This window comes from Streptomyces sp. NBC_01334, from assembly GCF_035983595.1.
In the GTDB taxonomy this organism is placed as follows: domain Bacteria; phylum Actinomycetota; class Actinomycetes; order Streptomycetales; family Streptomycetaceae; genus Streptomyces; species Streptomyces coriariae.
This window is the reverse complement of sequence record NZ_CP130718.1, coordinates 4,102,650-4,116,105: the sequence shown is the minus strand read 5'-3', so window position 1 is coordinate 4,116,105 and position 13,456 is coordinate 4,102,650. Positions and strand designations below refer to the sequence as shown.

The window sequence follows — 13,456 nt, the reverse complement described above, 5'->3', positions numbered from 1 at the left end:
GTCCATCACTACTGAAGCGTAGTCCCCGCCGCGACCCGCTGCCCGGCCCCACACGGCAGCCCGACCGCCACCGGCCGCCGCGCCCCGCATGTCGTGGGATGACCATTCCAGCCAAGGTTGGGCTCGATTCCGTATCTCTCCGAGACCGGCGAACTCATCGCAATTGATGCCGTTTGTGTCGAGTGGTGACCACGAGCCGAGGCCCTCGTGTGTTCAGGGGCTGGTGTTCGCGCAGGTCAGCGGGGTATGACTGGAGAAGCGCGTGGGGCGTTTCACAACACGACACGGTGGAGTGACCTGGTGGAGAGTCGTCGCGGCCCGCTCAAGAGTGCGGTACCGTCCAACGTCGTGAGCCCTGTACGTCGCTGTTCGCGAACTGCCTGCGGCCGACCCGCCGTCGCGACGCTGACGTACGTCTACGCCGACTCGACCGCGGTCCTCGGCCCGCTCGCGACCTACGCCGAACCCCACTGCTACGACCTGTGCGCCGAGCATTCCGAGCGCCTCACCGCCCCGCGCGGGTGGGAGGTCGTCCGGCTCCTCGACGGTTCGGCTCCCGCGCGCCCCAGTGGTGACGACCTGGAAGCGCTTGCCAACGCCGTTCGTGAGGCGGCCCGCCCGCAGGGACGCGCGGCCGGGGCCGGCGGCGGCCGCGCGATCGACCCGATGGAGGTCGCGCGCCGCGGCCACCTGCGGGTGCTGCGCTCGCCGGACAACTGAGCCGGTTTCCTCCCCTCGCCCGCACGGACCGGCGCACACCCATTGACGCGCCGTTGTCGCGGACACGACCGTTCCGTTCAGTCGAAGAACGAGAAATCGCTTTCCGCATGACGGAATCGCGTCCGGAAGCGTGACCGCGACCGACCCCGCGACCGGCGGGACGGCCGGAAGCGCGACCGCCCTCGTGATCGCCCACGTGAACGCCGGTGTGATCGGAAGCGCGGGACCGGAAAAGCGACCGGAAGCGTGATCGGGACCGGGGGACGCCCGTGTACGTCCAGGAACTGCAACCCGTCGCCGACTCGCTCGGCCTGTCCGCCCTCGTCGCGGCCCCGCCCCTGGTGATCGTCCTCGTCCTGCTCGGCGGCGTCCGCCTCAAGGCCCATCTGGCGGGCCTGGCGGGCCTGCTGGCCGCCGCCCTCGTCGCCTGCCTCGCGTACGGCATGCCCGTGGGGCAGGCGCTCTCCGGCGCCGCCCAGGGAGCCGCCTTCGGCCTCTTCCCCATCCTGTGGATCGTCGTCAACGCCCTGTGGGTGCACCGGATGACCGTCCGCACGCGGCACTTCGACGTCCTGCGCCGCTCCTTCGGGCGCCTCTCCGACGACCCGCGCATCCAGGTCCTCGTCGCCGCCTTCTGCTTCGGCGCCCTCCTGGAGGCGCTCGCCGGATTCGGCGCCCCGGTCGCGATCTGCTCGGTCATGCTCGTCGCCCTGGGCTTCGACCCCGTCCGCGCGGCGGTGGTCGCCCTCGTCGCCAACACCGCGCCCATCGCCTTCGGCGCCATGGGCACCCCCGTCGTGACGCTGGCCCAGGTCACCGGCCTTCCACTGGACACCGTGGCCTCGGTGGTGGGCCGCCAGACGCCGCTGCTCGCCCTCGTCGTACCGCTCGTCCTGGTCGGCCTGGTGGACGGCCGACGCGGCCTGCGCGATACCTGGGTTCCCGCCCTGGCCTGCGGAACCGCCTTCGCCGTCGCCCAGTTCGCCGCCGCCAACCACGCCTCCGCGCAACTCGCCGACATCGGCGCCGCCTTGGCGGGCGCCGCGGCACTGGCCGCCGTACCGCACACGCGCGTGCCCGCCCCCGAAGCGGTGCGCGCGTCGGTACTGACGGGCACCCGCAGCGAGGAGTCGGACGAACCGGACCCACGCGCCGAGGCCGTGCGCGCCTACGGCCCACCTACGCACTGATCGTCGTCATCTTCTCCGTGGCCCAGATCCCGGCGCTCAAGGACCGGCTCGCGCAGACCACCCGGAGCTACGACTGGCCCTTCCTCGACGTGGTGGAACCGGACGGGAACCCGGTCGGCGGCAACCTCTTCACCTGGCCGGTCGTCTCGACGGGCGGCACCCTCGTCCTGCTGGCCGGGATCGGCACCGCGGCCGTACTCGGCGTCCACGCGCGCGTGGCGCTCAGGGAATGGGCCGCGACGGTGCACGAGTTGAGGTACGCCACGCCATCCTCACCGTGACCTCCGTCCTGGCCCTCGCCCACGTCATGAACCTCTCCGGACAGGCCGCCACGATCGGCCACTTCGTGGCGGCCGCCGGCGCGGGCCTCGCCTTCCTCTCTCCGGCGCTGGGCTGGTTCGGCGTCGCCGTCTCCGGCTCGGACACCTCCGCCAACGCGCTCTTCGGCGCCCTCCAGGTCACCGCGGCCCGCGAGTCCGGTCTGTCCCCGGAGCTGCTGGCCGCCGCCAACAGCTCCGGCGGCGTCCTCGGCAAGATGATCTCGCCGCAGAACCTCACCATCGCCTGCGCCGCCGTCGGCCTCGCGGGCCGGGAGGGCGACCTGCTGCGCAAGGTGCTCCCGTGGAGCCTCGGACTGCTCCTGGTGATGTGCCTCATCGTGGTCGGCCAGAGCTCACCCGTGCCGGACTGGATGCTCCCCTAGCGGCCCCACCTCGGACGACGGCGGACCATGGCGGCACGGTTACGTCTGTGGGTCGACTCGGCGGCCCCACCGCGGGCGGTGAACCGGCCCGGGTAGTTTGTGGTGACCTACAGACTCCAGGAAGGCTGGCCGTGGCTGCTGATCTGTCACAGATCGTGAAGGCGTACGACGTACGCGGGGTGGTCCCGGACCAGTGGGACGAGTCGCTGGCCGAGCTGTTCGGTGCGGCCTTCGCCCGGGTGACCGGCGCCGAGGCGATCGTCGTCGGCCACGACATGCGCCCCTCCTCGCCCGCCCTGACCGGCGCCTTCGCGCGCGGGGCGGCGGCCCTGGGCGTACACGTCACCGAGATCGGCCTCTGCTCGACGGACCAGCTGTACTACGCCTCGGGCGCACTGGACCTGCCCGGCGCCATGTTCACGGCCTCGCACAACCCGGCCCGGTACAACGGCATCAAGCTGTGCCGCGCGGGCGCCGCCCCGGTCGGCCAGGACACGGGCCTGACGGAGATCCGCGAACTGGTGGAACGCTGGACGGACTCGGGCGCCCCCGCGCCGGCCCCGACCCCGGGAACCATCACCACCGCCGACACGTTGAAGGACTACGCGGCACACCTCCGCGCACTCGTCGACCTGACCTCCGTCCGCCCCCTGAAGGTCGTGGTCGACGCGGGCAACGGCATGGGCGGCCACACCGTCCCCACGGTCTTCGACGGCCTGCCCCTGACGCTCGTCCCCATGTACTTCGAGCTGGACGGCACCTTCCCCAACCACGAGGCCAACCCGCTGGACCCGGCGAACCTCGTGGACCTCCAGAAGCGCGTCCGCGAGGAGTCCGCCGACCTCGGCCTCGCCTTCGACGGCGACGCCGACCGCTGCTTCGTCGTCGACGAGCGGGGCGAGCCGGTCCCGCCGTCCGCGATCACTGCCCTGGTGGCCGCCCGCGAGCTCGCCCGCAACGGCGGCCAGGGCACGATCATCCACAACCTGATCACCTCCTGGAGCGTGCCCGAGGTGGTGAGGGAGAACGGCGGCACCCCCGTCCGCACCCGCGTCGGCCACTCCTTCATCAAGGCGGAGATGGCCCGCTCCGGCGCGATCTTCGGCGGCGAGCACTCCGCGCACTACTACTTCAAGGACTTCTGGAACGCCGACACGGGCATGCTGGCCGGCCTCCACGTCCTCGCGGCCCTCGGCGGCCAGGACGGCCCACTCTCCTCCCTGGTCGCGGAGTACGACCGCTACACCGGCTCCGGCGAGATCAACTCCACGGTCGCCGACCAGGCCGACCGCATCGCCGCGATCAAGGCGGCCTACGGCGACCGCGAGGACGTCACCCTGGACGAACTCGACGGCCTGACCGTCACCTCCACCGACTGGTGGTTCAACGTCCGCCCCTCCAACACGGAGCCGCTCCTCCGCCTCAACGCGGAAGCGCGCGACGAATCGACGATGGCCAAGATCCGCGACGAGGCACTGACCATCATCCGAGCCTGAAGGCCCCGCAGGCCCCGCAGGCTCGGCACGTCCCGCGGGTCCCGCAGGCCCGGCAGGTCCCGCATGGCCTCGCAACGCCCCCGCAGGGGTTCGAGGGGGCAGCACACGGCAGGGGTGAAAAGGGCAAGCAGGGACGAAGTATCCAGAGGGTCGAAGGGGTGAAGCCCCTGGGGGTGGGAACGGGCAAGGGCGGCGGGGGCGAACCCTCGACGCCCCCCGACGCGCCGACCACCAGCCCCGTCCCACGCGCGCCCCCTCCCACCCCACCCCGTCCCGCCCAACCCCCACGCCCCAACCCCACCAGCGGTACCCTGACCAGGCACATCCGCACACCCCGAAGGGACACCCCATGCCGCTCGAAGCCGGCCTCCTGGAGATCCTCGCCTGCCCCGCCTGCCACTCCCCTCTCGAGGAGCAGGACACGGAGCTGATCTGCACGGGCCAGGACTGCGGCCTGGCATACCCCGTCCGGGACGGCATCCCCGTCCTCCTCGTCGACGAGGCCCGCCACCCCGCGTAACAGCGCGCCGCGCGACCGCACCCCGCTGCCGTCCCCGGCCCGCTGCCGTCCCCGGCCCGAGCACCCCGGCGCCCGGCCGCGCACCGCGCCGAGCACCACGCCTCCCGGGCGACGCCCCGCCACATCCCCGGCCCCGCAAACCGACGACGCCCCAGGCGATCGGAGACTGCCGACATGCTCGACGACTCGCTGCTCGACACGCCGGAGGCCCTGACCGAGGCCGATCACCGGGCACTCCTGCGCGGCGCGGCCGAAGCCGGCGCCCGCGTCCGCACCGCCGCCCGGTACGCGGCCGAGGCCGGCGTCCACGACCTCCAGCCGGACGGCCGCCCCCGCGCGATCCTCATCGCGGGCCCCGGCGCGGCGGCCACCTGCGTCGCCGACCTCCTCGGCACGCTCGCCGGCGCCGCCTGCCCCGTCATCCGCCTGACACCCACCGGCGTCGCCCCCGCCGCAGGCGCCCTGCGCTGGGAACTCCCCGGCTGGGCGGGCTCCGTGGACCTTCTCCTCATCGCCACCCCCGACGGCAGCGAGCCCGGCCTCTCCCTCCTCGCCGAACAGGCCTACCGCCGCGGCTGCACGGTCGCCGCCGTGGCCCCCGCCGACTCCCCGCTCACCGAAGCGGCCGGTGCCGCCCACGGACTGTTCGTGCCGCTCGCGACCGCACCGTACGAACAGGACGAGGGAGTGCCGGACGCGGCCTCCGCCCCCGGCATCCTCTGGGCCCTCCTCACCCCCCTCCTCGCCCTCCTCGACCGCGTCGCCCTGCTCTCCGCCCCGCCCGAGGAGCTCGAACGGGTCGCCGACCGGCTCGACCAGGTCGCCGAACGCTGCGGCCCCGCCGTCGCGACCTACAGCAACCCGGCGAAGACCCTGGCCGGCGAACTCGCCGACTCCCTCCCGGTGATCTGGACCGAAGGCACCTCGGCCGGCCCCGCGGGCCGCCGCTTCGCCGCCGCCCTCGCCGAACTCGCCGGCCGCCCCGCCCTGGTGGCCGAACTCCCCCAGGCCCTCGCCGAACACAACGCGATCCTCGCCGGCCCCCTCGCCGCCAGCGCCGACCCGGAGGACTTCTTCCGCGACCGCGTCGAGGAAGCGCCCGCGCTGCACGCGCGCGTGGTGCTGCTGCGCGACCGTCCGATCGGCGGCCTCACCGCCGCCTCGGCCGCCCGTGAACTGGCCCTCAGCCACGACACGCCGATCAGCGAACTCGAGCCCGAAGCAGGCGACGAACTCGTCACCCTCGCCGAACTGATCGCCACCACGGATTTCGCCGCTGTCTACCTGGCCCTCGCCTCAGGAGCCTGACCCGACCCCGTCCGTCACCCAAGCACCAGACCCCAGACGGCGGACAGCAGCAGACGGCGCACGACAGGCGACAGACGGCAGAAGACCGACAGACCGGCAGACCGGCAGGCAGAGAGAACCGCATGGACCGCCTCGACAACACCATCCGCCCCTACGCCTGGGGTTCCCCCACCGCGATCCCGCACCTGCTCGGCACCGAGCCGACCGGCGAACCGCAGGCCGAGATGTGGATGGGCGCCCACCCGGGCGCACCCTCACGCACCGACCGAGGCACCCTCGTCGAGATCATCGAGGCTGATCCGCAGCAGGAACTCGGCGCGGCGACGGTCACCAAGTTCGGCCCCCGCCTCCCCTTCCTCCTCAAGATTCTCGCCGCCGGCGCCCCCCTCTCCCTCCAGGTCCACCCCGACCTGGAACAGGCCAAAGAGGGATACGAGGACGAGGAGCGCCGCGGCATCCCCGTCGACGCACCGCACCGCAACTACAAGGACGCCAACCACAAGCCCGAACTCATCTGCGCCCTCACCGAGTTCGACGGCCTGTGCGGCTTCCGCGCCCCCGCACACGCGGCCGACCTGCTGGACGGCCTCGGCGTCGACTCCCTCAAGCCGTACGTCGACCTCCTGCACGCCCAGCCGGAGGAAGCCGCCCTGCGCGAGGTCCTCACCGCGATCCTCACCGCCGACCGTGAGGAGATGGCCCACACCGTCGCCCAGGCGGCGGCCGCCTGCGACCGCCTCGGCGGCGACTACGCCCCTTACGCCGGCATCGCCCACCACTACCCCGGCGACCCCGGCGTCATCGCCGCGATGCTGCTGAACCACGTCCGACTCCAGCCCGGCGAGGCCCTGTTCCTCGGCGCCGGCATCCCGCACGCCTACCTCGACGGCCTGGGCGTCGAGATCATGGCCAACTCCGACAACGTCCTGCGCTGCGGCCTCACCCCCAAGCACGTCGACGTCCCCGAACTGCTGCGCATCGTCCGCTTCGAGCCCGCGGACCCCGGCGTCCTGCGCCCCGAAGCCGCCCCGGACGGCGAAGAGGTCTACGACACCCCCATCGACGAGTTCCGCCTGTCGCGCTACGTCCTCTCCCCGGGCGCCACCGCCCACGACCTCACCCTCCCCACCCCGCAGATCCTGCTCTGCACCGCGGGCACCGTCCGAGCGGGCGAGCACGCGCTGACGCCCGGCACGTCTGTCTTCGTCCCCGCGGGGCACAAGGCCGAAGTGGCGGGGGCGGGTACGGTCTTCCGGGCCACGGTCGTCGTATGACTCCTGTCGTGACGACCTGACGCACCGCTGCCGAACAAGGCTGCAAGAATGGCCCCCCGGCAAAGGACGGGCAAAGCCAAGTCGGCCCCGCCCTGCACGGCGTACGCACGTAGGCGAAGGGACAACGCGAAAAAATGAGCGCGTCAGGCGGCACCAAGGCGATCGTGGCGGCACTGGGGGCCAACCTCGCGATCGCGGCATCGAAGTTCGTGGCGTTCGCGTTCAGCGGCTCGTCGTCGATGCTGGCCGAAGGCGTGCACTCGCTCGCCGACTCCGGCAACCAGGCCCTGCTCCTCGTGGGCGGCAAGAAGGCCCAGCGCGAGGCCACCCCGCAACACCCCTTCGGCTACGGCCGCGAGCGCTACATCTACGCCTTCCTCGTCTCCATCGTCCTCTTCTCGGTCGGCGGCATGTTCGCCATCTACGAGGGCTACGAGAAGATCAAGCACCCGCACCAGATCGAGCACTGGTACTGGCCCGTCGGAGTCCTCGTCTTCGCGATCATCGCCGAGGGCTTCTCCTTCCGCACCGCCATCAAGGAGTCCAACCCCCTGCGGGGCGAGCACTCCTGGACGGAGTTCGTCCGCCGCGCCAAGGCCCCCGAGCTCCCGGTCGTCCTCCTGGAGGACCTCGGCGCCCTCGTCGGCCTGATCCTCGCGCTCGGCGGCGTCGGCCTGGCGCTGCTCACCGACGACGGCGTCTGGGACGGCATCGGCACGCTCTGCATCGGTGTCCTCCTCGTTCTCATCGCGCTCGTCCTGGCCGCCGAGACCAAGTCCCTCCTGCTCGGCGAGGCCGCGACCTCCGAAGACCTCCGGAAGATCGAGGCGGCGGTCGTCGACGGCGACACCGTCACCCGCGTCATCCACATGCGCACCCTCCACCTCGGCCCCGAGGAACTCCTGGTCGCCGCCAAGATCGCCGTGCAGCACGACGACACGGCCTCCCAGGTCGCCACCGCCATCAACGCCGCCGAGGCCCGCATCCGCACCGCGGTTCCCATCGCCCGCGTCATCTACCTCGAGCCCGACATCTACAGCGAGGCCGAGGCCGTCAAGGGCTCCGACCGCGAGGCGACCCCGGGCGGCCCCGCCCAGCACCCGACCGAGCACTGACCCGCACCACCCCGACAGGGCCCGCCCACACCAGGCGGGCCCTGTCGCCGTTCCACCCCTCATCTCCCTTCGACCCAGTCCATTTCTGATCGTGATCGGCTCGATCTGATCGGAGGTGGACTGGGGCCGCCCGGCCACTCCGGTGTAGCTTGGAACGGAGCCAGACGTCGCTGCTGATGGCGGTCGGGCGGTCCCAGTGCGGACCGTCCGAGGGAGAGAGGGCCTCCGACGGACTGCGCTGCGCGCACCCGGGCATGCCCATGCCCTTCATCGGGCACCCCTGTGTCCGCCGCCGCGCAGACCAGCCGTACCCACTCTCTCGACCAAAACCCCGAGGAGCAGCTCACCATGACGACTGTCGACAACCGACAGGACTTCAAGGTCGCCGATCTCTCCCTGGCCGCCTTCGGCCGCAAGGAGATCACCCTCGCCGAGCACGAGATGCCCGGCCTGATGGCGATCCGCAAGGAATTCGCCGCCACCCAGCCGCTGGCCGGCGCCCGGATCATGGGCTCGCTGCACATGACCGTGCAGACCGCCGTGCTGATCGAGACCCTGGTCGCCCTGGGCGCCGAGGTCCGCTGGGTGTCCTGCAACATCTTCTCCACCCAGGACCACGCGGCCGCCGCGATCGCGGTGGGCCCGAACGGCACGCCCGACGACCCGCAGGGCGTCCCGGTCTTCGCCTGGAAGGGCGAGACGCTGGAGGAGTACTGGTGGTGCACGGAGCAGGCGCTGACCTGGCCGAACAGCCCCACCGGCGGCCCGAACATGATCCTCGACGACGGCGGTGACGCCACGCTCCTGGTCCACAAGGGCGTCGAGTACGAGAAGGCCGGCAAGGTTCCCCCGGCCGACACGGCGGAGAACGACGAGCACCGGGTCGTCCTCGAGCTCCTGAACCGCACGATCACCGAGGGTTCGCAGAAGTGGACGCAGCTCGCGTCGGAGATCCGCGGTGTGACCGAGGAGACCACGACGGGTGTCCACCGTCTGTACGAGATGCACCGTGACGGCAGCCTGCTGTTCCCGGCGATCAACGTCAACGACGCGGTCACGAAGTCGAAGTTCGACAACAAGTACGGCTGCCGGCACTCCCTGATCGACGGCATCAACCGTGCCACCGATGTCCTGATCGGCGGCAAGACCGCGGTCGTCTTCGGCTACGGCGACGTCGGCAAGGGCTGTGCGGAGTCGCTGCGCGGGCAGGGCGCCCGGGTCATCGTCACCGAGATCGACCCGATCTGCGCGCTGCAGGCGGCGATGGACGGCTACCAGGTGACCACGCTGGACGAGGTCGTCGAGACGGCCGACATCTTCGTCACCACGACCGGCAACAAGGACATCATCATGGCCGCCGACATGGCCAGGATGAAGCACCAGGCGATCGTCGGGAACATCGGTCACTTCGACAACGAGATCGACATGGCCGGCCTGGCGAAGATCCCGGGCATCGTCAAGGACGAGGTCAAGCCGCAGGTCCACACCTGGAAGTTCCCCGACGGCAAGGTCCTCATCGTGCTGTCGGAGGGCCGCCTGCTGAACCTGGGCAACGCCACCGGTCACCCGTCGTTCGTGATGTCCAACTCCTTCGCGGACCAGACCCTGGCCCAGATCGAGCTGTTCACCAAGCCCGACCAGTACCCGGTCGACGTCCACGTACTGCCCAAGCACCTCGACGAGAAGGTCGCCCGTCTCCACCTGGACGCCCTCGGCGTCAAGCTGACCACCCTGCGCCCCGAGCAGGCCTCGTACATCGGTGTCGAGGTCGAGGGCCCCTACAAGTCGGACCACTACCGCTACTGAGTCCGCAGCCCCACCCGCTGAAAGCGCGTCCGTGCACTGACGCGCTTCTCAGCACCAGGTAGGTCCTCCGAGGCAGGCCCCCGCACCCCCGTGCCGGGGGCCTGCCCCTTCGGCCCACGGCCGGACCGGCCGTCAGCCTGCCTGGCCGACCCGTCGAGACGGACCCGACCGGCTCGTCACACCCCAGGACCCCGATGCCCCGCGGCCGATATTCGCTCCACGATCCGCACGATCACACCCCCCTCGCACACGAGCACTTCCAATGCGCCCCCGGCCCCTCCGGCTGGCGCTACGTCTCCCGACTGACCACCCCCACCGGCGAGCACACCGGCTCGGTCGACCTCACCCTCGACGACCTCGGCCGCCCCCTCCGCCTCGAACTCCACGCGAGCAGCTGGCAGGTCCGCGGCGCGGCCCTCGACGGCGTCACCTGGGTCCGCACCGACCCCACCGGCACACAGGCCACGGAAGGCAATGTCCCCGCCCACGCCTTCACCGGCACGTCCCCCGCATTCCTCATCGCCACCAGCAGGCTCCTACGCCTCACCCCCTCTTCCTCGGCAACCCGAGTACGCCTCGTGGCCTTCACCGATCCGGTCCTCGCCCCGCGCACCGTGGACCAGTCCTGGGCCTTGCTGAGAACAGAAACACACGCCACTGACAACGGCCCCCTGACCGTGGACGAATACCAGGTCACAGCCCTGGACACCGGGGAACAGCACGTGGTGCACATCGCCGGGGACGTCGTCCTCGCCGCCCCAGGCATCGAACTGGAAGACCTCGAAACGCCCCCGTCGGCCTTCGACTGAAGCCACCCCGGACGGCGCCGTCCCGGACGGGCTACGCCGGCGGCGCGAACCCGGTGGACGGCCCCTGCGACGGCTCGTCGGGCGACTCCTCCACAGGCGGCCCCCCGGGCCGTCCCCCATCCGCCGACGGAACGCCGGCAGCCGCAGCAGACGACTGCCCCGCAACAGGCCCGTACGCCGCCACAGGCGACCCGTACGGCGGCGCGTACGACACCGGCGGCGCGTAAGGCATCGGCGGTGTCGGCCTGTACGGCGGCGTCGGCCCGTACGGCGTGGGCGGCCCGTACGGAGCGGGCGGCCCGTACGGCGTGGGCGGCCCGTACGGCGTGGGCGGCCCGTATGGCGTGGGCGGCCCGTAGGCCCCGGGCGCACCGCCCACACTTCCGGCCCCACCCTGACCGGCGGGCCACCCCGCGACCGGACCGTTCCCGAAGGCCCTCCGTGCCTCCCGGACCTGCCGCTCCTGCACCACCGCCGCAAGATAGGCGGCCGCCGGCACCCCTTGCGGTACCGGCGTCCCCGTACGCGAGGCGAGATCTCCGGCCAGGCGCTCCGCCATGGCCCAGCCGACCTGCGGATCCAGCTGGTTCATCCGCCCCAGGTACTGGCGGACCGCCAGCCACAGGCCGTCCGGCACCGACGAAAGATCAACCGCCTGGAACCGGCCCGCCAGCCAAGGCGGAGGCGGCGGCGCGAAACCGGACCGCGCCACGGGCACGCGCTCCCGCACCACCAGCGTCCCGGCGAAGACATCCCCGAGCCGGCGCCCCCGCGCCGACACGAGCGAGGCGATACAGGCCACCACCCCGATCGTCAGCAGAATCTCCACCACACCGAGCGCGCCCCGCACCAACGCGTGCCGGAACCGGATCGGCCCACCGTCGTCCCGCACCACCCGCAGCCCGCACGCCGTCTTCCCGAGCGACCGCCCATGGCTGAGCGTCTCCACCGCGATCGGCCCACCCACCAGCACCAGCAGAAACGTCGCGATCGACAGCGCGATCTGAGCCGCCTCGTCCAGGGAAGCCGTCGCCGCCACCAGACCGATGCTCACGACGACGTAGACCACGAAGGCCACGGTCAGGTCCAGCAGCGTGGCCAACGCTCGGCTGGGCAGCCTGGCAGGGCGCAGCTCCAACGCCACGGCCTCACCCGTCACCAGCTCACTCACGCCCGTCGTCCCTTCCCTGGCCCGCCCCGAGAACGGCCAGTCTGCCAAGCTGAGGGCACATCGCGCCGCAGTACGACAAGCTGACATCCATCACCGGCCGCCGACGAACAGCCGAGGAGCAGGCACACCGATGGACCTCGACGTCTTCGTCTCCGCCCACCGAGCCGAATGGGACCGTCTCGACGCCCTCCTGCGCCGCCAGCGCAGCCTCACCGGCGCCGAGACCGACGAACTCGTCACCCTCTACCAGCGCACCGCCACCCATCTGTCCCTGATCCAGTCCAGCGCGCCCGACCCACAGCTCACCGGCCGGCTCACCCAACTCGTGGCACGCGCGCGCAGCGCGGTGACAGGAACCCGTCGCGCCTCTTGGCGCGACGTGACGCGCTTCCTCACGCAGGGCTTTCCCGCCGCGGTCTACAGGTCACGCCACTGGTGGGTGCCCACGGCACTCCTGTCCACCGCCGTCGCCGTCCTCCTGGGCTGGTGGATCGGCACCCACCCCGAAGTCCAGTCCTCCATAGCGGCCCCCGACGAACTGCGCGAGCTCACCCGACCCGGCGGCCTGTACGAGACGTACTACTCGAGCCACCAGGCCGCGGCGTTCGCCGCCCAGGTCTGGACGAACAACGCCCAGGCGGCCGCGATGTGCCTGGTCCTGGGCGTCTTCCTGGGCCTGCCGGTCCTCTGGATCCTCTTCCAGAACATGCTCAACCTCGGCATCGGGGCCGGCCTCATGTCCTCGGCGGGCCGACTCGACACCTTCCTCGGCCTCGTCCTCCCGCATGGCCTGCTCGAGCTGACCGCGGTCTTCGTCGCGGCCGGCACCGGGCTACGCCTGGGCTGGACAGTCATCGACCCGGGCCCACGCACCCGGCGCGCCGCCCTCGCAGAAGAGGGCCGAGCGGCGGTCGGCATGGCGATCGGCCTCGCACTGGTCCTCTTCGTCTCCGGCGCCATCGAAGGCTTCGTCACCCCGTCGGGCCTACCGACATGGGCCCGCATCACCATCGGCATCACAGCCGAGCTGGCCTTCCTCGTATACGTCTACGTCCTGGGCGGCAGAGCCGCCCGGGACGGGGAGACAGGCGACCTGGAGGCTGCCGAGCGCAGCGCCGAGGTGCCGACGGCCGCCTGATGTGCGAAGGGCCCTGCTGGCCTGCTAGTCTCCTCTTCGCCCCACAAAAGCCGTTGACACGGAGCGCGTGGGGAGGTAGATTCGAACAGTTGCCTGGAACTGGACAGAGTCCGGTCGGCAGCGGTTAGTATCTATCAGCCTCTTGAATCCATGATTCCGCAGAGGCACCCCCGATAAGTCGGAAAACGAATGGCCGGTCAGAACGG

Annotated in this window: 10 protein-coding genes and 1 pseudogene; 10 read left to right on the top strand and 1 reads right to left on the bottom strand. The window is 71.6% G+C overall.

Annotation, left to right across the window (positions count from 1 at the left end):
• The first annotated feature begins 300 nt into the window (after positions 1 to 300).
• From OG736_RS18320 to OG736_RS18280, 9 genes and pseudogenes are all read left to right on the top strand, one after another.
• Complete coding sequence (locus tag OG736_RS18320; protein ID WP_020128555.1) at positions 301 to 720, top strand: DUF3499 domain-containing protein; 420 nt, start codon at positions 301 to 303, stop codon at positions 718 to 720.
• Positions 721 to 989: 269 nt separating this feature from the next.
• A pseudogene (locus OG736_RS18315) lies at positions 990 to 2,613 on the top strand (L-lactate permease).
• 131 nt (positions 2,614 to 2,744) lie between these two features.
• Complete coding sequence (locus OG736_RS18310; RefSeq protein WP_327183398.1) at positions 2,745 to 4,109, top strand: phosphomannomutase/phosphoglucomutase; 1,365 nt, start codon at positions 2,745 to 2,747, stop codon at positions 4,107 to 4,109.
• A 349-nt stretch (positions 4,110 to 4,458) separates the two neighbouring features.
• Positions 4,459 to 4,629, top strand: a complete 171-nt coding sequence (locus OG736_RS18305) for a Trm112 family protein (RefSeq protein ID WP_078890202.1) — start codon at positions 4,459 to 4,461, stop codon at positions 4,627 to 4,629.
• A gap of 174 nt (positions 4,630 to 4,803) precedes the next feature.
• Positions 4,804 to 5,937, top strand: a complete 1,134-nt coding sequence (locus OG736_RS18300; RefSeq protein ID WP_327183397.1) for an SIS domain-containing protein — start codon at positions 4,804 to 4,806, stop codon at positions 5,935 to 5,937.
• A 122-nt stretch (positions 5,938 to 6,059) separates the two neighbouring features.
• Positions 6,060 to 7,211 carry a mannose-6-phosphate isomerase, class I gene (gene manA, locus OG736_RS18295; protein WP_327183396.1) on the top strand — a complete coding sequence of 384 codons (1,152 nt, stop codon included), beginning with the start codon at positions 6,060 to 6,062 and terminating at the stop codon, positions 7,209 to 7,211.
• 134 nt (positions 7,212 to 7,345) lie between these two features.
• Complete coding sequence (locus OG736_RS18290) at positions 7,346 to 8,326, top strand: cation diffusion facilitator family transporter (RefSeq protein ID WP_327183395.1); 981 nt, start codon at positions 7,346 to 7,348, stop codon at positions 8,324 to 8,326.
• 348 nt (positions 8,327 to 8,674) lie between these two features.
• Positions 8,675 to 10,132 (top strand): adenosylhomocysteinase, encoded by a 1,458-nt coding sequence (gene ahcY / locus OG736_RS18285; protein WP_327183394.1) that lies wholly within the window; start codon positions 8,675 to 8,677, stop codon positions 10,130 to 10,132.
• Between the two features lie 194 nt (positions 10,133 to 10,326).
• Positions 10,327 to 10,941 (top strand): hypothetical protein, encoded by a 615-nt coding sequence (locus OG736_RS18280; protein ID WP_327183393.1) that lies wholly within the window; start codon positions 10,327 to 10,329, stop codon positions 10,939 to 10,941.
• 31 nt (positions 10,942 to 10,972) lie between these two features.
• Here the strand turns inward: OG736_RS18280 and OG736_RS18275 are convergent, their stop codons facing one another.
• Positions 10,973 to 12,112, bottom strand: coding sequence for an RDD family protein (locus tag OG736_RS18275; protein WP_327183392.1), 1,140 nt, complete (start codon positions 12,110 to 12,112; stop codon positions 10,973 to 10,975).
• Positions 12,113 to 12,242: 130 nt separating this feature from the next.
• Here OG736_RS18275 and OG736_RS18270 point away from each other — a divergent pair, with 130 nt between their 5' ends.
• Positions 12,243 to 13,250, top strand: a complete 1,008-nt coding sequence (locus OG736_RS18270; protein ID WP_327183391.1) for a stage II sporulation protein M — start codon at positions 12,243 to 12,245, stop codon at positions 13,248 to 13,250.
• Positions 13,251 to 13,456: the final 206 nt, after the last annotated feature.